The sequence below is a fragment of the Halomonas sp. DP3Y7-2 genome, from assembly GCF_019800795.1.
GTDB lineage: Bacteria > Pseudomonadota > Gammaproteobacteria > Pseudomonadales > Halomonadaceae > Halomonas > Halomonas litopenaei_A.
Map to the genome: position 1 here is coordinate 286,118 of NZ_JAHVKJ010000011.1, position 24,568 is coordinate 310,685.

The window sequence follows — 24,568 nt, forward strand, 5'->3', positions numbered from 1 at the left end:
CACAGCAGCACGCACTCAGGGTGCAGGGGACCGGGTGATCGGATAAAATCGCCGACCATGCCGGCGACCCACGCCACAGCGGCTGCACCGCAGGCTGTGCATGTCGCACTCGGAGACGGCGGCCAACCACGGCCCGACACGGACGCGACACGGCCTCCGCCTGTCCCGGGATCATCCTTCTTTCCGACCCTAGCAACCCAGGAGCCCCACGCCTCATGGCCCAGCACAATGCTTTCTACGCCCAGTCCGGTGGCGTCACCGCGGTCATCAACGCCAGCGCCTGCGGCGTCATCGAGACCTGCCGCCGCCACAGCGACCGTATCGGAAAGGTCTATGCAGGCCATAATGGCATCATCGGCGCCCTGACCGAGGATCTGATCGACGTCAGCCAGGAGTCAGACGACACCATTGCTGCGCTGCGCCACACCCCGGGCGGCGCCTTCGGCTCCTGCCGTTACAAGCTCAAGGACATCGAGAGCCACCGGGCCCAGTACGAGCGTCTGATCGAGGTGTTCAAGGCCCACGACATCCGCTACTTCTTCTACAACGGCGGCGGCGACAGTGCCGATACCTGCCTCAAGGTGTCGCAGCTCTCTGAAAAAATGGGCTATCCACTGACCGCCATCCACGTTCCCAAGACCGTGGATAACGACCTGCCCATTACCGACAACAGCCCGGGCTTTGGCAGCGTCGCCAAGTACATCGCCACCTCCACCCTGGAAGCCTCCATGGACATCGCCTCCATGTGCGCCACCTCCACCAAGGTGTTCGTACTCGAGGTCATGGGACGCCACGCGGGCTGGATCGCCGGCGCAGGCGGCCTGGCGGGACAAGGGGAAGGCGAGCCGCCCCACCTCATCATCTTCCCCGAGATCCCCTTTGACCGTCGCCAGGTCATGGAGCGCGTCGAGTACGCCGTCAAGAACTACGGCTACTGCGTCATTGTTGTCTCCGAGGGGGCACGCTACGAAGACGGCACCTTCCTTGCCGACTCCGGCAACACGGATGCCTTTGGGCATCGCCAACTGGGCGGTGTGGCACCGACACTGGCCGGCATGGTCAAGCAGGACCTGGGCTACAAGTATCACTGGGCCGTGGCAGATTACCTGCAGCGTGCAGCACGCCACCTTGGCGCCAAGACTGACGTCGAGCAGGCCTACGCTGTCGGAGTCAAGGCGGTCGAACTGGCGCTGGACGGCCACAATGCCCAGATGCCCGCCATCAAGCGGGTCAGCGAGAACCCCTACCGCTGGGACATCGAGGCCGCGCCCCTGGCGGACGTAGCCAACCGCGAGAAATTCATGCCCCGCGACTATATTCGCGAGGACGGCTTTGGCATCAGTGAAGCGGGTCGTACCTACCTGGCCCCCCTGATCCAGGGCGAAGACTTCCCGCCTTTCGAGAATGGGCTGCCAAAAATGGCCAAGCTGAAGCTCGCCCGGGTCGCCAAGCGCCTGCCAGAGTTCAGCCTTTAAGCCACGCCCCAAGACACACCCGAGGCTCTGCCTCGGGTTTTTTTTGTGCGCACGATTCGGTGCCACCTGAGTAGCTTCTTTGTCTAAGGGCGCCGTCTAGCACCTGGACAATGCCGTTCGTTCTCTCCCCCAGAGAAACGTGACGTTCTGTGGCGTGAGGCCACGGCGTCTGATCGCAGCTTAGCCCTTGCCAGCCTCAACCTAGAATGCCGCGTCTGGGGAATTGTCAGCGCCAGCAAAACTCCGATGCCGCAAGCTCTCGATGTCGCGTTTGGGAGGTGCGCCAAACAGGCGACTGTACTCGCGGCTAAACTGCGACGGGCTCTCGTAACCCACCTGAAACGCGGCGGCGGCGGCATCATAAGCGTCGTTCAGCATCAAGCGCCTGGCTTCGCTAAGGCGTAGCCACTTCTGATACTGCAAGGGGCTCATCCCCGTCAGCTGACGAAAATATTGGTGCAGACTCGATGTGCTCATCTGCGCTTGGGTCGCGAGCTCAGCGGTGCGCAGCGGCTGTGTGTAATTCGCCTTCAACCAATCAATGGCTCTGGCAATCCGCTGGCTTTGGCTACCAACCGACGCAATCTGCCACAGACGTGGTGCCAGATCGCTTTTAAGCAGACGGTAGTGGATCTCACGCTCGATCAGTGGCGCGAGCACCGCCATGTCAGCGGGCTCGTCGAGTAGCCCGAGCAGACGCCTGAAGGGCTCCAACAGCTCAGGGGTGAGCGTGCCGATAGACGTGCCCGCCTCGCTGGCACGAGCACGCGGTGGCGGCAGCCGGATCTGCGAGATCAGCTCCGTCATGACAGACAGATCGAGTTTGAAGGATAGCCCCAGGCACGGCATGTCCGTGCTGGCCTCCAGCACTTGCGATCGAGCGGGGAGATCCAGCGAGTTGATCAAGAAGCGCTTGGTGTCGTAGGCATAGGCCTGCTCGCCGACCAGCATTTGCTTGGCCCCCCGGACGACGATAACAATGCTGGGCTGCACCATACAGGCGCAGGGCTCGGTCAGGGCCTCACGCCTGAACAACGCCAGGCTTTCAAGCTCGGTCGCGCAGTCCTCCAACCCTAGCGTACGCCCCCCAACCAAGCCCGCCAGGTCTGCGTGGATAGCGTCAAGCGATCCCATGTCGCGTCGCTCGATGTGAAGTTGAACTGGCATAGAAGGTCTCCCTGCGCCTCTTTCCACGACGATATCTCGCCCACCCTTCCTAGTCGAACCGTGTTCCATGAACTCGGAGTATCAGGCAAGAACCTTGGCCAATCCATCTACCGTCTCGACGGTACTGCTACGCAATATGGCAATCCAGGCGTTGTGGGCACCGGGGCCTTTACCTGTCACTGGCCTTGCCACACACCGACGTTGATATCGCATAGAGAGACCGATGACTGCTCAACACCTGTCTAATGACTCCGTGACAAAGACCAGTACCTGGGGCGCCGTGTTCTCCATGTCGCTATGTGTCGCCATGCTGATCGCCGCCGAATTCATGCCAGTAAGCCTGTTGACGCCTATCGCAGATGGACTGGGTGTCAGCGCGGGCAAGATCGGCCAAGCGATCTCTGTCAGCGGCTTTTTCGCTGTGGCCGCAAGCCTCGTCATTACCACGGCAGCGGGCCGTCTCAATCGCAAGTGGGTGTTGGTGATCATGACCGCGCTGATGCTGGTCTCGCTGATCATGGTGGCCACCGCCTCCAGTCTGGCAGTGCTGATGCTGGCAAGGGCGTTACTTGGCATCTGTATCGGCGGCTTTTGGGCGCTGGCAACCGCGGTCATCATGCGCCTGGTGCCTCCTGAACGCACCGCCGCTGCGCTGGCCGTGATGTACACCGGGCAGGCGTTCGCCGCGGCCTTCGCAGCGCCGGTCGGTAGTTATCTCGGCGGTGTGATTGGCTGGCGTGGCGCCTTCTGGGTGCTGGTACCAATAGTGGCGTTCAACCTGGTCTGGCAGCTCATCGCCCTGCCGTCCTTGCCTGCAGCACAGGGACAGTCCATCCGCGCGCTGATCTCGCTCCTCAGGCGCCCTTACTTTGCCCGCGGTATCGCGGCCGTGATCTTCACCTTCGCGGGTGCGTTCACGATGTTCACCTATCTCCGGCCGTTCCTGGAAACCGTCACCGGCGTCACTGTGACCGAGCTGTCACAACTGTTCCTGGTGCTGGGCTGTGCCGGATTTCTCGGCACCTGGGCGGGCGGCAAGTTCGCCGACGGCCAGGTCATACGTCTACTGCAAGTGCTGCCGGTGGTGATGGGGCTGGCGACGATCGGCCTGCTCGGGTTTGGCCAGCTTGTTGTCGTGGCGGCACTGTTGCTGGCGATCTGGGGCGTCATGAACACCGCGATGTCAATCGGCTGGATGGCCTGGCTCACACAGAACCTAGAGGACGCTCCCGAAGCCGCCGGAAGCCTGATCGTCGCAGCCATCCAGACCGCCATCCTGGGGGGCGCCGCCCTCGGCGGCACGCTTCTGGATCATTTCGGTATCGGCGCGACCTTTATTGGCAGCGCCATCTTGTCGGCGATCGCCTTCCTGCTGGTCGGATCTGGCCAACGGCTGCTCAAGACGACATGACAATTGGGTAGTGACATCTGACATCAATCGGTCAAAAGGAGTTCTCATGATGATCAAAGCCTATGGCGCGCCTGCGGGCGACAAACCTCTGGAACCCATGGACATTACCCGGCGGGCGACGGGTGCTCAGGATGTGCAGATCGACATCGCGTACTGCGGCATCTGTCATTCCGATTTGCATCAAGCACGTGCCGAATGGGCGGGCACTCACTTTCCCTGCGTACCGGGTCACGAAATCGTTGGCCGTGTGGCCAGCGTCGGCACTCAGGTGACGAATGTCCAGGTCGGAGACCTTGTGGGCGTCGGTTGCATCGTCGATAGCTGTCAGCACTGTGAGGAATGTGATGTCGGCCAGGAGAACTACTGCGACGCCATGATCGGCACCTACAACTTTCCCACGCCTGATGCTCCAGGCTGGACGCTAGGCGGCTATGCCCAACAGATCGTGGTGAACGAGCGCTATGTCTTGCGCATCCGCCATCCAGAGTCGCAACTTGCTGCCGTGGCGCCACTGCTATGCGCAGGCATCACCACCTATTCGCCGCTGCGCCATTGGAACATCGGACCGGCCAGAAGGTCGGCGTTGTGGGTATCGGCGGCCTGGGCCACGTGGGTATCAAGCTTGCCCATGCGATGGGTGCCCATGTCGTCGCATTCACCACATCCGACTCCAAGCGCGAAGCGGCAAAGGCCCTGGGCGCTGACGACGTTGTCGTTTCACGCAACGCCAGCGAGATGGCCGAGCACACGGCAAGTCTCGACTTCATCCTGAATACCGTTGCCGCCCCACATGACCTCGATGCCTTCATGGCGCTGCTGAAGCGTGATGGGACCATGACACTGGTAGGCGTACCGGCTGAAGCTCACCCGTCACCACAGGTATTCCACCTCGTGTCGAAGCGCCGAACTCTAGCTGGCTCGATGATCGGCGGCATTCCCGAACCCCAGGAAATGCTCGATTTTTGTGCCAAGCACGACATCGTGGCGGACATCGAACTGATCAGCGCAGACCAAATCAATGCCTCCTATGAGCGCATGCTCAGGGGCGACGTCAAATATCGATTCGTCATCGACAACGGGACCCTCTCGACTGCGTCGTGAGCCGGGCTTGCACAATGGAGAACACCATGCACGAATCCAACCCGAAGACCAAAGACGCCGAGTACGTTGTCACCCGTAGAAGCGTCATCCAAGGCGCCGTACTGGCTGCTGGATCAGCGGCGCTGCTCGGCTACCCGGCAGCTCCGGCAGCGGCGTCTTCCCGTCCCAACGCAACGTCCGGCACAGATGAAGCCACCGGCCTGTCACTCACGCAGGAATGGGACAAGACGTTTCCCAGGAGTGAAAACGTCGATCACCGCAAGGTCACTTTCAAGAACCGGTACGGGATCACCTTGGCAGCAGACCTGTACCAGCCGAAAAACAAAAGTGGCAGACTCGCAGCGATTTCTGTCAGCGGCCCCTTTGGCGCCGTAAAAGAGCAGTCATCTGGCCTTTACGCGCAAACCATGGCCGAACGCGGTTTTGTCGCGCTGGCATTCGATCCCTCTTTCACAGGAGAAAGCGGTGGTGAACCGCGCAATGTAGCTTCACCAGACATCAACACTGAGGATGTCAGCGCTTCTGTCGATTTTCTTGGCTTGTTACCGAGCGTTGACCGCAACCGCATTGGAGCCATCGGCATTTGTGGCTACAGCGGTATGGCACTGACTGCCGCGACCAGTGACTCACGCATCAAGGCGGTTGCCACCGTTTCCATGTATGACATGTCCCGCAGCATGAGTCGCAGCTATAAAGATAGCTATACGCGGGAGCAGCGCCATCAGGTCATTGATTATCTTAGCCAACAGCGGTGGGTAGATGCGGAAAACGGTAGCTATGGGTTGGGCTATCACGAAGTCCCGTTTGACGAAAACGGGAACATCATCAAAGGCCAGCGTGTGTTGCCTGAATCCCTGCCCGAAAATCCAGACCCGGTGCTGGCCGCATTCTTCGATTACTACCGTACTCCGCGAGGCTTCCACCCCAGGGGGATCAACTCGACAACGGCATGGACAGCGACGACCCCGATGTCATTTTTCAGTTTTCCCTTATATGCAAACATCGACATGATGTCCGCACGCCCCATTCTTCTGGTGGCCGGCGAAAACGCTCACTCGCGCTATTACTCTGAAGACGTCAACAGGGTAGCTTATGAACCGAAGGAATTGGTCATCGTGCCTAAGGCAGACCATGTGGACCTTTACGATCAACTCGACAGGATACCTTTCGATACACTGACGTCATTCTTTGACACACATTTATCATCAACATAAAGCGAGAGTTGGAGCGTACCTGAGGTCCCCGCCCTGCGAACGGTACCGGCTGTGGTGCGGCCATCGGGCGGGTCCAACATCAAGGAGCTATCGTCCACCTTTGTCCATGGCGGGGCATGACTGCACCGTCAACCTGCCGGCGCCGCCGGGTACAGAAAGGGGGTGGATACAGGCCACACGACGATAGCTCCTACCCTGACAGCGCCCACCCCGACACCTGGCTAGGCTCAGCGCAACCACCACGACAGCACCAGCAGCACCAACAGTACGCCGGCAATGCCTTGCCATAGGTTGGCAGGCTCCTGCCAGGCGCGGATGGACCTCGGCGCCTGTTCCTTGGGCTGCTGCCGGCTCGGCCTCACGCTATACAGGAACTCGGACAGCCGACGGAAGCGCAATGATCGCTGCGGATCCAGCGCGCGCTTCAATGCCTCATCCAGCTCCTGACTGACATCCGGACGACGACTGCGCACGCTGCGGTAGCTCAGCTGCTCCAGGTCGGTATGGCTGCGTAACTGGTGGGTCGGGATGTCGTAAGGCAGCTGCCCACTCAGCAGCCAGTACACCGTCGAGGCCAGCGCGTACTGATCGCTGCGCCGCCCCACCTCGTCATCGAGCGCATATTCCGGCGCACTGTGTTCGTTGAGCCCGACCTGTTGCACCAGGCGGCGTGAGCGCCGATGACCATCGACGTCCCGCAGATGGCAGGCGCTGAAGTCGGCCAACACCACCTGGCCATGCTCATCGATCAGCACATTATCCGGATGGATCTGCTGATGAATCAGGTCCCGATTGTGCAGCGCCTGGATCGCCTTGCCGAGCTGCAGCGCGATGTCCAGCCGCTGCCCAAGGCTGGCACGAGGAAAGCGCGCCACCCACTGGGACAGGGTCATGCCCTCCACGTGCCGCATCAGGTAATAGAGATGACGACGCTGGCGGGACGGTTCCACCACGCTGACCACGAAAGGCGAATGCACGCGCTCCACCACCCACTGCTGCAGCAAAAAGTGCTCCAGGTAGGCGTTTCGATTCGACAACTCAGGGCTCGGTGCCTTGAGCACACAGATGCGATCGGTCTGCAGGTCACGCACCCGGTACACGCGAGAGTGGGCTGTCCGTGACAGCACCTCCTCGATCAGCAGACCGTCGATCTGATTGCCTGGAGCAAGCTCCGGGGGAATCGGCAGGTCGCCGTACAGACGGCTGGGGGCATCCGGTGACACGTCGGGCAGCTCATCGACCCTGACCAGCTGAAAACAGAACGGATCGCTGCCGTAGCCGCGCTCCCCCGCTCTGGCCCCGGCCGCGGCAGCCAGCCGCTCACAGGCGGCGTCCAGGTCACTGGCGTCTTCGCGTATCAGGCGCACGTAGTCCGACGGCAGCAAGGTGCCCCGCACCCCCTGGGTGGTGAACAGAAAGATATCGCCCTGCTTGAGTGGCCACTCGGTGTAGTCGATATCGATACCGACATCCATGCCCAGCGCCCTGGCCGGATAGCGGTAGCCGCCAAGGTCAGTGACGTGGTCCCGCGACAGCTGCTCGAATTCGGCCCCTCGAAGACGAAAGACCAGGGTGTCACCAACATGGAAAAGGTGGGCACTACGCTCCTTGAACACCACGGCAGACAGTGACGACACGTAGCTGCCGCTGTCCATCTGCCGCGTCATGCCGTGACACCAGGCATTCAGGGATCGAATGACGCGCTGGGCCGACGCCTTGACGGTCCAGTGGCTGGGTGTGGCGTAGTAGTCATTGAGAAACCCGCGAACACTGAGGTCCCCGGCCTGTTTGGCCAGCGCGTGCCCGGACGCTGAGTCGCTGATCAACGCGCATGCACCCTTGGGCTCCCCCTCTTCCGGCAGGCGCACCGACATCGAGCTACGCTGGCGATGCCGCTCCGGGGCAACAAAGGCCTGTCCATAACTCAGTGCAAGACGTGCAGTGGCCAAGATCACCTCCTGTGGCTCCAGCATGGGCGGTACGACTCCGGCGAACGAGGGACCACCACCATTCTGGGCGGTATGATACACATCATGTGGCGCTTATGTGTGACAACAGGCTTGTCGCCGACGGCCAGACCACTTGCGCCCATTATTGCACCGCGTCAAGATACCGCCCAACGATTGGTAATCCCGTTCAGGGGTTCGTATAATTCGACCGATTTTTTTCCGCCAGTCAGGCGGACATCTGCCCAACGAAGGACACGAGCATGAACTTCGACAACATCCCCGCCGGCAAGGATCTCCCCAACGATCTCTACGTGGCGATCGAGATTCCCGCCAACCACGCGCCGGTGAAGTACGAAATTGATAAGGACATGGGCGCCCTGCTCGTCGATCGCTTCATGGCGACCCCGATGTTCTACCCGGCCAACTACGGCTTCATCCCTCACACCCTGGCCGATGATGGCGACCCCCTCGACGCTCTGGTCGTGACACCGTATCCGGTAGCACCGGGCAGCATCGTGCGTGCGCGTCCCGTCGGCATCCTCAACATGACCGACGAAGCGGGCGAAGACGCCAAGCTGGTCTGCGTGCCGCATCCCAAGCTGTCCAGCCTCTACGACGACGTGCAGGAAGTCACCGACCTGCCTGAGCTGCTGCGTCAGCAGATCGCTCACTTCTTCGAGAACTACAAGGACCTCGAGAAAGGCAAGTGGGTGAAGGTCGAGTCCTGGGAAGGCGTCGAGGCAGCGCGCAAGGCCATCGAAAAGTCCGCTGCCGCCTACGCCAAGGCCTGATTGTTACGTAGTCTGGTTTCTACGTAGTCTGGTTTTTACGTAGAGAGCCAAGCGCCTTGATGCAAGAAGCCGCCCCTGAGGCGGCTTCTTGCGTTATGGCAATAAGACGACGGTCACGACGCGCCGTCGTCAGGCAGCTCGCCATCATCCTCCGGCGAGGCTGGAGCGGCATCGTCCGCTGAGGCTTCGTCTACCTCGTCAGCTACCTCGTCATCTGCCGCCTCGTCATTCACTGCAGCAGCTTTACCGCTTGCCGCATCCGCCTCCTGAGTGGAAGCCGAGGCTGCTGCTGAACCTCCGCCCTCACTGGCCAGTCCCTCTGTCAGGCTTAGCAGCACGCTGTCCAGACGACTGAGATGGTGGGCCATGCTCAGAGGATAGTTGGCAAAGATGCCGAGGCCGCTACCGCGCAACACCATCGGGCTCCAGAACTGGCGTTGCATGCGCTCCAGCTCGGCCAAGGCCCGCGCATAATCATCGCTCAGCCCCGCGGCGGCGATGCTGTCGGCCTGGTCTCGCTCCAGCGCCACCAATAACTGATACAGCGCCCAAGTCTGGCCACGCGTTTCATGGAAGACATCGTCCACTCGATACCAGGGCACCTCGGCCTCCCGTGGCACCTCAATGCCAAGTTCAGTGAGCCGCTCCGTATCCGCCACGGCCGACGACAGGCGCTCCCGCAATGCCGCCAAGGCCTCCCTTACTGACTCAAGATAGCTAGCGGCACCTACCCCCTGTTCGCCGAACGACGCACCAGCGCCATCATCGAAGCGCGCCAGGTACTCCCGAGCCGCCTGACCCGCCAATGCCAGATGATCCTCCATGGACGGTGCCAGCCAATCATCCGCGTCCTGATAGAGGGCAGCGACCAGCTCGTCTACCGCAGCGCCCGACTGGGTATCGAATTGTGACAGGCTCGACGCCATGATCCGCGCCTGGGTCAGCACACCGGTCTCCCAGGCCGCCATATTGTCCATCCACAGCCCAGGGGGCAGCAGGTCATTACGAACGTAGCCCCCAGGCTTGTCCTGCAGGGTATCGATCAAGGTCGCCAGAGTGGCCACACTGACGGTACCGCGAGCGGCCGGCGCGGCGGAAATACGCTGCTGCTGGGTGGCGGTCTCCACGTCGAACCGGGAAGGCGCAACGCTCCACCATATACTGAGACCCACGGCGACCATGACCAATATGGCCAGGAGGATCACCAACGGTTTCCAGATCCAGCCATAGCGTGGTGTTTCCAGCTCCTGTCGGCGCTGCTCTGCACGCTGTCGTCGACTGCTCATTTTGCTCTCCTTGTCGCCCCTCGAACACCGCTCGCGACTTCCCCGCTGGAGGAAAGTCATCGCCCCAGTGGTAGAATAGCCCCGACCCCAGACATGCATCAGACCATAGCGCGACAGTATCGGGAACCCTGCTGTGCTTCCACGGTCTGAAGCGGAGCGCGTGGCCACGATAAGCCGCGAGGACCACGTATGTGCACCAGCACACATCGCAGGCCAGTTCGCGAGCACCGTCAATGGGCCTGGTAGCAAGACATTATTGCTGGGCCGGGTGAATGAGCAGACCGCGGAGGCTACCGCTCTCCCGCCGTTGAACATTCGTCACGTGCGCCCGACACCCTCACCGTCAACAAGGATTCGACGTGTTCCTCGCCACACGCCTACTCATCGTGATCTGCTTGTCACTGGTTCCCTGGACCGCACAAGCACAGTTCTTCTCTTCTTCTTCCGACGAGTTCCTGCCCGTCCACGAGGCATTCAGCGCCACTGCATGGCATGACGGCGAGCGGGTTTATGTCGGCATGGAAAACGCCGACGGCTACTATCTCTACCGCCATCGCTTTGCCCTTGCCCTGCAAGACGGCTCGGGCGAACTGGGCGAGCTGACACTCCCCCCCGGGGAAGCCAAGACCGATGAGTTTCTGGGTGACGTCAATGTCTTCTATGACAGCGTCGTCTTCAGCGCGCCGCTGAACGCTCCCCAACAGGGCCCGCTGCCGCTGTCCCTGACCTTCCAGGGCTGCGCCGATGCGGGGCTGTGCTACCCGCCCGAAACCCTCACCTTGAGCGCCCCGGAGTCCGAACCACCGCCGGCCTTTGCCGACGCCGTAAAGGCCACAGGCACTCCGTCAGCGGACACTCCGTCGGCCAGCGCCTCGGATGCCGACGTCAGCGCCGCAGACGACAATGCCTTTGCCAGTGCCCCGATCAGCGAGGACGGCCACTTCCGTGCGTTGATGCAGAACGCCAGCCTGCCCCTGATGCTTGGCCTGTTCTTCCTCGCTGGGCTGGGCCTGACCTTCACCCCCTGCGTGTTGCCGATGATCCCGATTCTGTCGTCCATCATCGTTGGCCAGAATCCGGGGCGCGGCAGGGCCTTCGTGCTGTCGGCCAGCTATGTCGCAGGCATGGCCTTTACCTATGCCCTGGTCGGCGTCCTGATGGGATTGTTCGGGGCCGGGCTCAACCTCCAGGCGAGACTGCAGTCCGCTCCGGTACTGATCGTCTTTGCCCTTCTGTTCACCCTGTTTGCGCTGGCCATGTTCGGCGTATTTGAGCTGCGTGTCGGCTCTCGCCTGGGCTCGCGCATCGACGCCTGGCAGAGCCGAGCCCAGCAAAGCGGGCCGCTCGGCCTGGCCGCCGCCGGCGCTCTCTCGGTACTGGTCGTGTCTCCCTGCGTTTCAGCCCCCCTGGCTGGCGCCCTGGTCTTCATTTCCTCCACCGGCGATGCCCTGGTGGGCGGGGCAGCCCTGCTGGCCCTCGGCCTTGGCATGGGTGTTCCTCTGCTGCTGGTCGGCGGCTTTGGCACGTCCCTGCTGCCACGCTCTGGCCACTGGATGAACGGGGTCAAGACCGCCTTCGGCATTCTCTTGCTGGGGGTGGCCATCTGGCTGGTGGAACGCCTGTTGCCGGCGACCGCGTCGTTGCTGTTGTGGGCTTGCCTGGCGACCGGTACAGCACTGACGCTGGGGGCCCTGGACATGCGCTCACCCACGGGCTGGCCGCGGGTGCGACAGGGACTCGGAATCATTCTGCTGGTCTGGGGGATCACCCTGGTAGTCGGTGCTGCCGGCGGCGCAAGCGACCCGCTCAGGCCGCTGCAGGGTCTGACCTCCCCATCCAACGCAGGTAGTGCCGGAGGTACACAAGCGGTGGCCCACGCCGACCAGGTCGTGACCGGGCTCGATCAGCTTGAGGCGGGCCTTGCCCAGGACCAGGGGCCCGTATTCGTCAACGTGACGGCAGAGTGGTGCATTTCCTGCAAGATCATGGAGCGTGACGTCTTTCCCGATCCGCAGGTACAGGCAGCGCTCGACGGCTATCGCTGGATCGATGTGGACGTGACCGAGTCAAATGCCGACAGCCGAGCCCTACTGGACCAGCTGGGCCTGTTCGGCCCTCCCAGCCTGCTGTTCTTCCACAACGGAACAGAAATTCGGCAGGCCAGAATACAGGGCGAGCTTGACGCCGCCTCCCTCGCGCAGCACCTCGACGCGGTCACCGAACTGCTGACTGCGACACCCGCAGCGTCGGCATCAGCGACGCCGAAAGACCATGAACGAACACCGTTCGGCCTCGCTGGACAACCCGCGCAATTTTCGGCAAACTCCGCACTACTCTGAATTCTGACACGATAGAGGCGCCATTAAACGGTAACGTGCGGCGATCTCTAACAACTTGCGTCAGGTTTACAGCGCCTGACAGACACTTCACACGATCGAGACAACGTCATGGATATTCGTAAAGTCAAGAAGCTGATTGAACTGCTGGAAGAGTCCAACATCAGCGAAATCGAGATCCAGGAAGGCGAAGAGTCGGTCCGCATCAGCCGTCATCCCCAGGGTGGCAGCTGGCAGCCGGCCCCGGCGGCTCAGCCTTGGCCTGCCGCCGCTCCGGCACCGGCAGCTGCCCCTGCGCCAGCGCCTGCCGAGGCCCCGGCCGCCAGCGCCGACAGCGGCCCCAGCTATCAGGGCCAGGCGGTCGTCTCGCCGATGGTCGGTACCTTCTACCGCTCCCCCGCTCCTGGCGCCAAACCGTTCATGGAAGTCGGCTCCAGCGTGCGCAAGGGCGACACCATCTGCATCGTCGAAGCGATGAAAATGATGAACCAGATCGAAGCCGACCGTGACGGCGTCGTCGAGGCCATCCTGGTCGAAGACGGTGAGCCGGTTGAATTCGACCAGCCCCTGGTTGTCATCTCCTGAGAAGGCCCTGGCCTTCCCTGACCATTCACTTTCGGCGGACACCACCATGTTGGACAAGGTTCTAATCGCCAACCGCGGCGAGATCGCTCTTCGCATCCTGCGCGCCTGCAAGGAGCTCGGGATCAAGACCGTCGCGGTGCATTCCAAGGCGGACCGCGAGCTGATGCACGTGCGTCTCGCCGATGAGGCGGTGTGCATTGGCCCGGCCTCCTCGGCCCAGTCTTACCTCAACATTCCTTCACTGATCAGCGCGGCCGAAGTCACCGACGCCAGCGCGATCCATCCCGGCTACGGCTTTCTGTCCGAGAACGCCGACTTCGCCGAACAGGTCGAACGCTCCGGCTTCACCTTCATCGGCCCGAAAGCCGAGACCATCCGCCTGATGGGCGACAAGGTCAGCGCCATCAACGCGATGAAGAAAGCCGGCGTGCCCACAGTACCGGGCTCTGATGGCCCGCTGAGCGACGACGAAGGCGAGCTTATCGCGACCGCTCGCCGCATCGGCTACCCGGTGATCATCAAGGCCGCAGCTGGCGGCGGTGGCCGCGGCATGCGCGTCGTCCACACCGAAGCTCACCTGGTCTCCGCCGTGACCGTGACTCGCACCGAAGCGCACGCCGCCTTCGGTGATGGCACGGTCTACATGGAGAAGTTCCTGGAGAAGCCGCGTCACGTGGAAGTCCAGGTACTGGCAGACGGTCAGGGTAACGCCATCCACCTGTACGATCGCGACTGCTCGCTGCAGCGGCGCCATCAGAAGGTCCTGGAAGAAGCCCCCGCCCCGGGCCTCGACCCCGATGCACGGGCCAAGGTACTCGACGCCTGCCGCGAGGCCTGCATCGAGATCGGCTACCGCGGCGCTGGTACCTTCGAATTCCTGTACGAGGACGGCGAGTTCTTCTTTATCGAGATGAACACCCGCGTCCAGGTGGAGCACCCGGTCACCGAGATGGTCACCGGCGTGGACATCGTCCGCGAGCAGCTGCGCATTGCCTCCGGCCTGCCGCTGTCGATCCGTCAGGAAGACGTCGAGCTGAACGGCCACGCCTTCGAGTGCCGGATCAATGCCGAGGATGCACGCACCTTCATGCCATCTCCTGGCAAGGTCACCCTGTACCATCCCCCGGGTGGTCTCGGGGTGCGCATGGATTCGCACCTGTACACGGGCTACACCGTACCGCCGCACTATGATTCCCTGATCGGCAAGCTGATCACCTGGGGTGCCGACCGCGAGACATCGCTGACACGCATGCGCAACGCGCTTGACGAGCTGCTGGTGGAAGGTATCAAGACCAATACCGATCTGCACAAGGATCTGGTGCGCGACGGGTATTTCCAGCAGGGTGGGGTCAACATCCACTACCTGGAAAAGAAACTGGGCCTCTAAGCGAGCGCAGGCTTCGGCCGGCGCACTCCAGGCCTTCCATCGCTTGACGGGCAGCTAGCGCCGCACGTCAAGCGACAGCGGGGCGGCTTCGGCCGCCCCGCTGACGTTTACCTGACATCGAGGAACACCCCCATGCCCTGGCTCCAACTCAAGGCCGAGGTGCCTCCCCAGCACGCCGAGCTGCTCGAGGAGCTGCTGCTCGCAGAAGGTGCGACGGCCATCACCTTGCAGGACGGCGAAGACGACCCGGTGTTCGAGCCCGACAGGGGCACGACCCCGCTGTGGGATCACACCGTCCTGACCGGACTCTACGACGACCTGGATGGCCTCGCCGACATGCTGGAGCGGCTGGCCGGCGCCTGGGCGGAAACGATGCCCGATGAGCCTTGCCCGACGATCACTCACGAACTGATCGATGATCGTGACTGGGAAAGAGAATGGATGGACAGCTTCGAGCCTCTGCGCATGGGGCAGCGCCTGTGGATCGTCCCCAGCTGGCACCAGCCACCCGAGGATGACGCGGTGAACCTGCACCTCGACCCCGGACTGGCCTTCGGCACCGGCACCCACCCCACCACAGCGCTGTGCCTCGAATGGCTCGACGGGCTGGCCGTTGATGGCGCCCTGGACGACGTTGAACTGCTGGATGTGGGCTGCGGTTCAGGCATCCTCGCCATTGCCGCCCTGAAACTCGGTGCCGCCAGTGCCGTGGCCACCGACATCGACCCACAGGCGCTGACCGCCAGCCGCGACAACGCCGAGCGTAACGCTATCGAGGCCTCACGCCTGACACTGCGCTACCCGGAACAGATGGGGGGTGAGACCTTTCCGCTGGTACTGGCCAACATCCTGGCTGGCCCTCTGGTCGAACTGGCTCCCACCATCGCAGGCCATGTCGCTCCCGGAGGCCGACTGGCGCTCTCCGGCATCCTTGAGGCCCAGGCCGATGAGGTCATCGACGCTTACCGCGATCAAGGGCTCTACATGGACGATCCTGAGCTGCGCGACGGCTGGGTACGCCTGACCGGTTATCGCCCAGAGACTCGCTGAACATTGATGACACTGGTCACACCCAGCGTTTGATCAGGAAAACGCCTCGTTGATGCCTTCACCAAGGCGCCTTCGAGGCGTATGATATGCAGCCCCGGAACGACGGCAACGCCCATGTCAGACCAACGTCCCAGTCACCAGCCACAGGTCAGCCAGCCTTCAGCTCGCCGGACCACGCCCCGTCAGGACACCTGGATAGGCCCGCACAAGCTGGCCAGCCCGGTGATTCTTGCGCCTATGGCGGGCGTGACCGACAGGCCCTTTCGTGCCTTGTGTCGACAGCTGGGAGCAGGCCTGGTCGTGGGCGAGATGGTCACCTCTGACCCCAACCTGTGGCATACCAGAAAGTCACGGCTGCGCATGGATCACCGCGGCGAACCCGGACCACGGGCGGTGCAGATCGCTGGAGGCGACGCCGAGATGCTCGCTACCGCCGCTCGGCTGAATGCCGAGCAGGGTGCCGAAATCATCGACATCAACATGGGATGCCCGGCCAAGAAGGTCTGCAACAAGGCTGCCGGCTCAGCCCTGCTTCGTGACGAAGCGCTGGTGGCCGAGATTCTCGACGCGGTGGTCGCTGCCGTGGACATACCGGTGACCCTGAAGATCCGCACCGGCTGGTGCGAGGACAGCAACAATGCGGTACGCATTGCGACGCTGGCCGAGAACGCGGGGATCCAGGCCTTGGCGGTGCATGGCCGCCATCGTCAGCAGCGCTACCAGGGCGACGCGGAATACGACACCATTGCCGAGGTCGCATCGAGGATTCGCATCCCGGTGTTCGCCAATGGCGATATCACCGACCCGCTAAAGGCACGCCGCGTGCTCGACTATACTGGTGCAGATGCCGTGATGGTTGGCCGCGGGGCCCAGGGCAACCCCTGGATTTTCCGCGAAATCGCTCACTATCTGGCGCATGACGAGCTACTGCCACCGGCGACCGATGATGAGCGCCGGGAGGTGTTGGGAGCGCATCTTAACGCCCTGCACGCCTTCTACGGCGAGCACATGGGCGTGAAAATCGCGCGCAAGCACCTGGGATGGTACCTGTCCAGCGATCAGCGCCTGGAGGACGATAGTCGCCGCGCGCTGAAGGCCACCTTCAATGGCCTGACGTCGGTCCAGGGCCAGCAAGACTTTATCGACGAACTTTTTCGTCACGACCCAGCTACCGCCGCGGAGCGTGTGGCCAGGGCCGTGGCACACCATGGAACCCGTGCCGCATGACCAGCCAGCCACCCATCGACCAGTCGGCATCTGCCTCGCCACTCGACACCTCAGAGCGTTCCATCGACGGCCTCCCGCCGACAGCGGCTCAGGCCGCCGATGAGCGCCCTCTGCGCGAAGCCGTATTTGCCGCCATGGAACGCTATTTTGATCACCTGGATGGGGGAACCGTGACCGACCTGCATGCCATGGTGATGGCGGAGGTCGAGGCTCCCTTGTTGTCTTCGGTACTCAGCTATACCCGCGGCAATCAGACCCGGGCGGCTGAGATGCTGGGGCTCAACCGCGGCACGCTGCGCAAGAAGCTCAAGCAATACGACCTGATCTAGACCGATTCGAGGGAGCCTGACGGCTCCCTTTTCTCGCCCTATCGTTTTTCCTCGCAATAGAGACCTTCCCATGGCCCAGCCCTCTCCCCTCCCCGTTCGCCGCGCCCTGATCAGCGTGTCGGACAAGACCGGCATCGTCGATTTCGCCCGCGCCCTGTCCGATATGGGGGTCGAACTGCTCTCCACCGGCGGCACCTACCGCCTGCTGGCCGACAACGCCATTGCCGTGACGGAAGTCTCGGAGCACACCGGTTTCCCGGAGATCATGGACGGCCGGGTCAAGACGCTGCACCCCAAGATTCACGGTGGCATCCTGGGTCGGCGCGGACAGGACGATGCCGTCATGCAACAGCATGACATCGCCCCTATCGACATGGTGGTCGTCAACCTCTACCCCTTCGCTGCCACGATCGCCCGCCCGGACTGTCGTCTCGAGGATGCCATCGAGAACATCGATATCGGTGGCCCCACCATGGTGCGTTCCTGCGCCAAGAACCATGCCCATACCAGCATCGTGGTCAACGCGGCGGACTATGACCGAGTGATTGCTGAAATGCGCGACAACGCAGGGGCCGTCACCCAGCCCACGCGTTTCGACCTGGCCGTCAAGGCATTCGAGCACACCGCAGGCTACGACGGTGCCATTGCCGACTACCTGGGACGCCTGGTCGAAGGTAGCGATGACGGCTTCCCGCGCACCTACAACCTGCAGCTCACCAAGAAGCAGTCGATGCGCTACGGCGAGAACCCTCACCAGCAGGCGGCCTTCTACGTGGAAGACAACGCCAGCGAGCCGAGCGTCTCCACCGCGGTGACTCTGCAGGGCAAGCCGCTGTCGTTCAACAACGTGGCTGACACGGACGCCGCACTCGAGTGCGTGAAGAGCTTTGCTGACACTGCATGTGTCATCGTCAAGCACGCCAACCCCTGTGGCGTGGCCGTAGGCGCCAGCGCGCGCGAAGCCTATGACAAGGCCTTCGCCACCGACCCGACCAGCGCCTTTGGCGGCATCATCGCCTTCAACGTGCCGCTGGATGCAGACACCGCCCGCGCGATCATCGATCGTCAGTTCGTTGAAGTCATCATCGCCCCTGGGGTGAGTGACGACGCCATCGCCATCGTCGCCGAGAAGAAGAACGTGCGACTGCTGGATATCAGCGCTCACTGGCCCGGCGAGCAGCTCGCTGCCCACGACCTCAAGCGCGTCACCGGTGGCCTGCTGGTCCAGGATCGTGACCTTGGCATGGTCGAGCGCGACGATTTGACCGTGGTGTCCGAGCGGGTGCCCAGCGAGCAGGAAATGCGTGACCTGGCCTTCGCCTGGAAGGTGGCCAAGTACGTCAAGTCCAACGCCATCGTCTACGCCAAGGATGGTCAGACCATCGGCGTGGGCGCAGGCCAGATGAGCCGCGTCTACTCCGCTCGTATCGCCGGCATCAAGGCGGCCGACGAAGGACTCTCAGTGCCCGGCTCGGTCATGGCCTCAGACGCCTTCTTCCCGTTCCGGGATGGCATCGATGCCGCCGCCAGTGCCGGCATTACCGCCGTCATTCAGCCTGGCGGCTCGATGCGCGACCAGGAAGTGATTGACGCCGCCAATGAGGCCGGCATCGCCATGGTATTTACCGGCATGCGTCACTTCCGCCACTGAAGGCAGCTACCCGCTACCTCAACGGGTGGCGGGCGCTACGCGGGCACCGGCAACGGTGCTTGCCTGCACTCAACAAAAGGGCCTCGACGCATGCGTCGAGGCCCTTTTGTTGAGCATTGAGCGTCAGGGAAGCGGCCGCTATCGCTCACGGCCGCTCAGTTTGACGTCACTCACCGATGTCCATGCACAGATACTTGGTTTCGAGGAACTCGGCCAGGCCCTGGTGACCGCCTTCGCGCCCCAGACCTGACGCCTTGACGCCGCCAAACGGGGCCGCAGCATTGGAAATCAAGCCGGTGTTGATGCCGACCATACCGTACTCAAGTGCATCGGCAACCCGCCATACGCGGCCCAGGTCCTTCGAGTAGAAGTAGGCGGCAAGCCCAAATTCGGTATCGTTGGCCAGGGCAACCGCGTCTTCCTCGTCATCGAAGGGAAACACCGCCGCCAATGGGCCGAAGGTTTCTTCTCGCGCCACCTTCATTTCGCTGCTGGCGCCACTGACCAGGGTCGGTGTGAAGTAGTTGCCGCCCAAGGGATGAGGATGACCGCCAATCCACAGCTCGGCGCCCTTGTCGACCGCATCCTGAACATGCTCATTGACCTTGCTGACGGCATTTTCGTCGATCAGCGGACCAATATTGACGCCGTCCTCGGTCCCGTCGCCAACCTGAAGCTCGCTGTTCATTGCCACCGCGAGCTTCTCGCTGAACGCGTTCACCACGCTCGACTGGACCAGGAAGCGGTTGGTGCAGACGCAGGTCTGACCGGCATTTCGGAATTTGGCCGCCATGGCACCGCTGACAGCGGCGTCCAGATCCGCATCCTCGAACACGATGAACGGCGCGTTGCCGCCCAGTTCCAGCGACACCTTCTGGATATTCTGGGCCGCCTGGGCCATCAGCGTGCGACCGACTTCGGTCGACCCGGTGAAGGTGATCTTGCGCACGACCGGCGACTCGGTCAGCGCAGCGGCGATCTCGCTGGCCGAACCCGGCACCACATTGAACACGCCACGCGGCACTCCCGCACGCTCGGCCAGCAGCGCCAGCGCAGTGGCCGACAAGGGGGTCTGACTGGCCGGCTTGACCACGATGGTACAGCCCGCCGCCAAGGCAGCCCCGGCCTTGCGCGTAATCATGGCGGCCGGGAAGTTCCATGGGGTGATCGCGCCACAGACGCCTACCGGCTGCTTGGTGACCACGATGCGCTGGCTGGACTTCACCGCTGGAATCGTCTCGCCATAGACGCGGCGCCCTTCCTCGGCAAACCAGCGCAGGAAGCTGGCGGCATAGACGATCTCACCAGCGGCTTCCTTGAGCGGCTTGCCCTGCTCAAGGGTCATGATGGTCGCAAGCTCGTCCTGATGCTCGAGCATCAGCTCGTACCATTTCATCAGGATGTCCGCACGTTCTTGTGCCGTCAGCGACCGCCAGGCCGGCAAGGCGGCCTCGGCCGCTCCGATAGCGGTCTCCGTCTCGGCTCGGCCAAGACGTGGCACTTGCGCGATGACCTCGCCATTGGCCGGATTGACGACCTCGATCTGATCCCCGCTGTCGGCTGCCACCCAACTGCCATCAATGTAGGCGAAGGGGCGATACAGCGGCATTTCCTGTAGGGCTTTCATTTAGCCTCCTGGCGATATGGCGAAAGGAACATCACTTTCATGCTAAGCGCTTCACCGGCGGATCGCCAACCCGTATCACACTGGCATCACGCCGACGTCTCATCCGCGGCGCGGGATGCTGACAGGGTGATCGAAACAGAGTCCGCAAACCGCAGCGCATGGGGCTTGTCGATCTCGACCTGAGTGGTCAATACCTGCTCGTGACTCATGATCAGGTCGAGCACCTCACGGGTCATGCGCTCAAGCAATTGAAAGCGATTGCCTTCCACCAGGGCGATGACTTCCTTGGTGATCGTGCGGTAGTTCAAGGCCTGTTCAATGTGGTTGAACGCAACGGCCTTGTCCGCACGGTAGCGAATGACGGCGTTGATCACCACATCCTGGCGATTGAGGATCTCCTCCTCCTTGATACCGATGTAGGTGCGCAACCGCAGATTCTTGATGCGAATGGTGGCGAGATCGTGATCTAGATGCTGATCCCCCAGAACGTGCAGAGACATAGCCCCTCCCGTGTTCGAGGCAGGTTGACGACGGCGGCTGGTATCAGCGGCCACTGACCAGCGTCAGAAACTCCTGGCGGGTGCTGGCCTTTTCGCGGAAGGCACCCAGCATCACCGAGGATGTCATGCTGGAATTCTGCTTTTCCACACCACGCATCATCATGCACAGATGGCGGGCCTCCACCACCACTGCCACCCCCCTGGCACCGGTCACCTGCTGGACCGCATCCGCAATCTGACGTGTCAGGTTCTCCTGGATCTGCATGCGTCGAGCATACATGTCGACGATCCGGGCAAACTTGGAAAGCCCCAGCACCTTGCCTTGAGGCAGGTAGGCGATGTGGCACTTGCCGATGAAGGGCAGCAAGTGGTGCTCGCACATCGAGTAGAGCTCGATATCCTTGACCAGCACCATCTCATCTGTCTCCGAGGAGAACACGGCCCCATTGACGATCTCTTCCAGCGACTGAGTGTAGCCACGATTGAGAAACTGCATCGCCTTGGCGGCTCGCTTGGGCGTGTCGACAAGCCCCTCCCGCTCCGGGTCCTCGCCCAGCTCCTCAATGATGTGTCGATAGTGATTGGCGAGTGCTTCAGTCATGATCCAGCCCTTCAGGGGAGACGCCCAGGCATGCCGGGAATGTCGCTCCCAGCTATACAAGACCTGTACGTTGAGTGTTTAAAATACAACTATTGCTGATTCGTGCCCATAAGTCTACCGCAGCCGGCGCTTCGTCGCAGTTCGCGATGGCCGCTCGCCAAACCTACCGTTCGATATCCACGATGCATGACGTCGGGGAGACGCCAAACGACAGCCCAGGCCTGCGCGACCCGCTAGCGTCGAGGTGCCCGGATGCTCGTCATTGCCGGCGCCGATAACGTGACACAGTGTCGCGTAACGGTCGTGGTGGCTGCCCCGCTGTCAGCGCTGTGCTATCGTCGAACCGCCATGTGGGGTGGCTGGGACAGGCCAACGTCCAGAGACCACTTCGCTCAGACTCATTCTTCGGAAAGATGCTTTCGTCAGCACGGTTCTTGATCCCATCGCGGCTCGTTAGCGAGCAAGGTTAGGTAGCGAGCGCGGTTCTGGATCAATCACGGTGCGCTTATGAGTACAGCGCCTGCCCTGTACGATCTTCTGCGAGAAACGCCTATGTCCTGCCGCCGCCTGATGTCCCGGCCTTCATCATTGTCTATTGCCCTTCTGTCACCTCTCGCCTGCGTCGGCATGGCGCTTGCCGCCACCGCCCAGGCCGACAGTCTGGCCCTGCCCGCCCAATCTCGCATCGACGTCACCACGATCGACGGCATCGCACTGGACGGCGCCCAGGACCAGCTTCACGACGTCATGCTGACCCCCGCAAGCGACGCCAGCGGCCGCACCGATCTGCCGCACTATTGTGTTCTGGTGGGGGATGCCAAGCGTGACGGGGATCGCCTGAGAATCACTACACAGGCACTGACCTGCGTGGAGACCGAGGGGGGAGACAGCCACATCTATTCGGGAGAATTGGTGGCGGGCGCCTATGACACGGACGGCCAGTTCGGGCTCGATGCCTGTGATGACAACGGCTGTGAGCTTGAGGCGAACCACGTCTTCCAGCTGGAGCTTACCCACGCCCTCGACATCGAGCAGATGCCCAACCCTTCAGCCGAGCTGAATGCCGAGCGGCGCCGCACAGGCCCCCGTACTGAGGCCGACGGCAACAACGAGACCGGCGACTAGACCTCACCACCGCCACCGTCGTAAAGCGCGGGAAGCTGGCATCACTGCTCCCGCGCCTGCCAACCGATCAACGCCGTCAGCCTCCGGCCAACCAGCGTTCCTTGTCGGACAGCGCCAGGCGCTGCTGCTCCAGCTGGCGGATATGCTCATCCCAGTAGCCGTGATCCGCCACCCAGGGAAACGCTCGGGGAAAGGCCGGGTCTTCCCAACGCCCCACCAGCCAGGCGCTGTGACGCATCACGCGCAGCGTCCTCAGCGGTTCTATCAACGCCAGTTCGCCACGCTCAAACGGCAATACCTGTTCGTACCCTTCGATCACCTCGGACAGCTGCTGCGTCCTCTCCTCGGGAGCCTGGGCAGTAAACAACATCCACAGATCCTGTACCGCCGGCGCCATCAGCGCATCATCGAAGTCGACCAGGGCAAAGTGATCGTCTCGTCCCAGCATGTTGCCGACATGGCAGTCGCCATGGACGCGCAACGCAGCCCCTGCCGCATCATCGAAGCGCGCCAGGGTGGCTACCAGCGTCTTTGCTACCGAGGCATAGCTGTCGCGCTGACGCTGGCTCAACCAGTCGCTGCCAAGAATCGTCTCGCGTGCTTGCTCCGCCATGATCGATGGCACCAGCTGTGTGCGCTGCGTAAAGCGTCCGCGGCGCCCCACCTCGTGGACCCTGCCAATCAGTTCTCCGAGCGCGAACAGATGATCAGGATTCTCCAGCTCGGGTGCCTGACCCGGCAGGTGGGGGAACAGTGCCAGCCGCTGCCCGTCGACCTCGTGCAGACTACTACCCGCATCATCGCACCAGGGCGCGGCGACGTTCACCTGAGCCGCCTCGAGCTCTGCCAGAAAGGCGTGCTCTTCCTGTATTGCCTGCGATGAGAGACGACCGGGGCGGTAGAATTTGGCCACCCAGCGTCCGCCCTCTTCATCTCTGACCAGGTAGACGCGATTCTCGTAGCTGTTCAGCGCGAAGGGCTCACCCGATAGCCAGAATCCCAAGGACTCGATCGCGTCTACGACGCGCTGGGGCGACAGTTCATGGAAGGGGGTCGAGGTACTCATGGAGACTCCAGCGCGCAGGTGGGAAACGACCGCGGCAGCTTAACAGAGCCAGGGTGGCGGCGTCCTGGCCATTACCCAGGCATCGACTCGCTCGGCACCGGCGTCTCGGCACGCACTGGCCAGGCGCGAGAGAGTGGCGCCCGTCGTCATCACGTCGTCGACCAACACCACATGGCGAGGCATGGGACCCGCCACGTCGAACATGCCCTTCACCTGACGTCGTCTGGCACTCGCCGTCAGGGTGTGTTGAGGCGGGTCATTGCGCCGCCGCTGACCACGGGTCACCGGCAAGCCCAAGCGCCTACCAAGCTCGGAAGCCAACCACTCGCTCTGGTCGAAGCCCTGCTCACGCGCCCGTTGCCGATGTCTCGGCACGCCCATCAAGACATCCGGAACCGTCGTTTCGCGTGCCTCCAGGGCCCACAGAAACAGGGCGATCAACTGATGTGCGCTGGGCCGATGGGCCCCAGCCTTGAAGCGCTGGACCAGCCGGCGAATCTCGTCACGATAGATCAGTGGCGCTACTACCGTGTCCAGCGCGAGGGGGGCGGTCAAGCAGCGCCCACACAGGCGGGTCCCGGCTGGCCTTGCCTCCAGGGCTGGCGCCAAGGGTTCTGCACAACGCTCGCAGGGCGCCACGTTCCACGCCAGGCAGGCCTGACAGCGTCGGCACAACGGCATCCGGGGTCC

General features: G+C 62.5%; 21 protein-coding genes and 1 pseudogene. 14 read left to right on the top strand and 8 right to left on the bottom strand.

The features are described 5' to 3' along the window. Positions 1-215 precede the first annotated feature (215 nt). Positions 216-1,475, top strand: a complete 1,260-nt coding sequence (locus KUV45_RS16870; RefSeq protein WP_206943299.1) for a 6-phosphofructokinase — start codon at positions 216-218, stop codon at positions 1,473-1,475. A 201-nt stretch (positions 1,476-1,676) separates the two neighbouring features. Here KUV45_RS16870 and KUV45_RS16875 read toward each other — a convergent pair whose 3' ends face one another. Then, on the bottom strand, positions 1,677-2,642 hold the full coding sequence (locus KUV45_RS16875; RefSeq protein ID WP_224852067.1) for an AraC family transcriptional regulator: 966 nt from the start codon (positions 2,640-2,642) through the stop codon (positions 1,677-1,679). A gap of 223 nt (positions 2,643-2,865) precedes the next feature. Here KUV45_RS16875 and KUV45_RS16880 point away from each other — a divergent pair, with 223 nt between their 5' ends. The 4 genes and pseudogenes from KUV45_RS16880 to KUV45_RS16890 all read left to right on the top strand — a co-directional run bounded on the left by KUV45_RS16880 (position 2,866) and on the right by KUV45_RS16890 (position 6,368). After that, positions 2,866-4,053 carry an MFS transporter gene (locus tag KUV45_RS16880; RefSeq protein ID WP_222163479.1) on the top strand — a complete coding sequence of 396 codons (1,188 nt, stop codon included), beginning with the start codon at positions 2,866-2,868 and terminating at the stop codon, positions 4,051-4,053. Positions 4,054-4,150: 97 nt separating this feature from the next. Next, positions 4,151-4,468, top strand: a pseudogene (locus KUV45_RS20500) (alcohol dehydrogenase catalytic domain-containing protein); the annotation flags it as partial. A 101-nt stretch (positions 4,469-4,569) separates the two neighbouring features. After that, positions 4,570-5,154, top strand: coding sequence for a zinc-binding dehydrogenase (locus tag KUV45_RS20505; protein ID WP_374107042.1), 585 nt, complete (start codon positions 4,570-4,572; stop codon positions 5,152-5,154). Between the two features lie 26 nt (positions 5,155-5,180). Continuing rightward, positions 5,181-6,368 carry an alpha/beta hydrolase gene (locus tag KUV45_RS16890; protein WP_222163481.1) on the top strand — a complete coding sequence of 396 codons (1,188 nt, stop codon included), beginning with the start codon at positions 5,181-5,183 and terminating at the stop codon, positions 6,366-6,368. Between the two features lie 227 nt (positions 6,369-6,595). Here the strand turns inward: KUV45_RS16890 and KUV45_RS16895 are convergent, their stop codons facing one another. Beyond that, on the bottom strand, positions 6,596-8,317 hold the full coding sequence (locus KUV45_RS16895) for a bifunctional protein-serine/threonine kinase/phosphatase (RefSeq protein WP_206943304.1): 1,722 nt from the start codon (positions 8,315-8,317) through the stop codon (positions 6,596-6,598). A gap of 260 nt (positions 8,318-8,577) precedes the next feature. On the opposite strand from KUV45_RS16895, the gene ppa reads away from it, so the two are divergent. Further along, positions 8,578-9,108 (top strand): inorganic diphosphatase, encoded by a 531-nt coding sequence (ppa, locus tag KUV45_RS16900; protein WP_206943306.1) that lies wholly within the window; start codon positions 8,578-8,580, stop codon positions 9,106-9,108. A 113-nt stretch (positions 9,109-9,221) separates the two neighbouring features. On the opposite strand, the gene KUV45_RS16905 is transcribed toward ppa, so the two are convergent. Next, positions 9,222-10,394: a DUF2333 family protein gene (locus KUV45_RS16905; protein ID WP_222163482.1), complete on the bottom strand. Its 1,173-nt coding sequence runs from the start codon at positions 10,392-10,394 to the stop codon at positions 9,222-9,224. A gap of 359 nt (positions 10,395-10,753) precedes the next feature. Here KUV45_RS16905 and dsbD point away from each other — a divergent pair, with 359 nt between their 5' ends. The 7 genes from dsbD (at position 10,754) to purH (ending at position 18,959) form a co-directional block, all read left to right on the top strand. Continuing rightward, positions 10,754-12,733 (top strand): protein-disulfide reductase DsbD, encoded by a 1,980-nt coding sequence (gene dsbD / locus KUV45_RS16910; RefSeq protein ID WP_222163484.1) that lies wholly within the window; start codon positions 10,754-10,756, stop codon positions 12,731-12,733. Positions 12,734-12,841: 108 nt separating this feature from the next. Continuing rightward, entirely contained in the window at positions 12,842-13,315 is a 474-nt protein-coding gene (gene accB, locus KUV45_RS16915) for an acetyl-CoA carboxylase biotin carboxyl carrier protein (RefSeq protein ID WP_206943310.1), read from the top strand. A 46-nt stretch (positions 13,316-13,361) separates the two neighbouring features. Beyond that, the gene (gene accC / locus KUV45_RS16920) at positions 13,362-14,702 is read left to right on the top strand and encodes an acetyl-CoA carboxylase biotin carboxylase subunit (protein WP_206943311.1); all 1,341 of its coding nucleotides are present in this window, start codon (positions 13,362-13,364) and stop codon (positions 14,700-14,702) included. A gap of 132 nt (positions 14,703-14,834) precedes the next feature. After that, the gene (gene prmA, locus KUV45_RS16925; protein WP_206943312.1) at positions 14,835-15,752 is read left to right on the top strand and encodes a 50S ribosomal protein L11 methyltransferase; all 918 of its coding nucleotides are present in this window, start codon (positions 14,835-14,837) and stop codon (positions 15,750-15,752) included. 114 nt (positions 15,753-15,866) lie between these two features. Next, positions 15,867-16,979 carry a tRNA dihydrouridine synthase DusB gene (dusB, locus tag KUV45_RS16930; RefSeq protein ID WP_206943313.1) on the top strand — a complete coding sequence of 371 codons (1,113 nt, stop codon included), beginning with the start codon at positions 15,867-15,869 and terminating at the stop codon, positions 16,977-16,979. Beyond that, positions 16,976-17,308 carry a DNA-binding transcriptional regulator Fis gene (gene fis / locus KUV45_RS16935; RefSeq protein ID WP_206943314.1) on the top strand — a complete coding sequence of 111 codons (333 nt, stop codon included), beginning with the start codon at positions 16,976-16,978 and terminating at the stop codon, positions 17,306-17,308. Before dusB ends, fis begins: the two co-directional genes overlap by 4 nt. A gap of 70 nt (positions 17,309-17,378) precedes the next feature. Next, positions 17,379-18,959, top strand: a complete 1,581-nt coding sequence (gene purH / locus KUV45_RS16940; protein ID WP_206943316.1) for a bifunctional phosphoribosylaminoimidazolecarboxamide formyltransferase/IMP cyclohydrolase — start codon at positions 17,379-17,381, stop codon at positions 18,957-18,959. A gap of 166 nt (positions 18,960-19,125) precedes the next feature. Here purH and KUV45_RS16945 read toward each other — a convergent pair whose 3' ends face one another. The 3 genes from KUV45_RS16945 to folE form a co-directional block, all read right to left on the bottom strand. Then, positions 19,126-20,586: an NAD-dependent succinate-semialdehyde dehydrogenase gene (locus KUV45_RS16945; protein ID WP_206943317.1), complete on the bottom strand. Its 1,461-nt coding sequence runs from the start codon at positions 20,584-20,586 to the stop codon at positions 19,126-19,128. Positions 20,587-20,672: 86 nt separating this feature from the next. Then, positions 20,673-21,086, bottom strand: coding sequence for a dihydroneopterin triphosphate 2'-epimerase (gene folX, locus KUV45_RS16950; RefSeq protein ID WP_206943320.1), 414 nt, complete (start codon positions 21,084-21,086; stop codon positions 20,673-20,675). Between the two features lie 43 nt (positions 21,087-21,129). After that, a complete protein-coding gene (gene folE, locus KUV45_RS16955) occupies positions 21,130-21,687 on the bottom strand; it encodes a GTP cyclohydrolase I FolE (protein ID WP_206943322.1) in 558 nt (185 codons plus the stop codon). 588 nt (positions 21,688-22,275) lie between these two features. Between folE and KUV45_RS16960 the strand changes: the two genes are divergently transcribed. After that, positions 22,276-22,812, top strand: a complete 537-nt coding sequence (locus KUV45_RS16960) for a hypothetical protein (RefSeq protein WP_222163485.1) — start codon at positions 22,276-22,278, stop codon at positions 22,810-22,812. A 76-nt stretch (positions 22,813-22,888) separates the two neighbouring features. On the opposite strand, the gene KUV45_RS16965 is transcribed toward KUV45_RS16960, so the two are convergent. Both KUV45_RS16965 and KUV45_RS16970 read right to left on the bottom strand, forming a co-directional pair. Beyond that, positions 22,889-23,878, bottom strand: a complete 990-nt coding sequence (locus KUV45_RS16965) for a serine/threonine protein kinase (protein ID WP_222163487.1) — start codon at positions 23,876-23,878, stop codon at positions 22,889-22,891. Between the two features lie 39 nt (positions 23,879-23,917). Continuing rightward, positions 23,918-24,559 (bottom strand): ComF family protein, encoded by a 642-nt coding sequence (locus KUV45_RS16970; RefSeq protein WP_222163488.1) that lies wholly within the window; start codon positions 24,557-24,559, stop codon positions 23,918-23,920. Positions 24,560-24,568 lie beyond the last annotated feature (9 nt).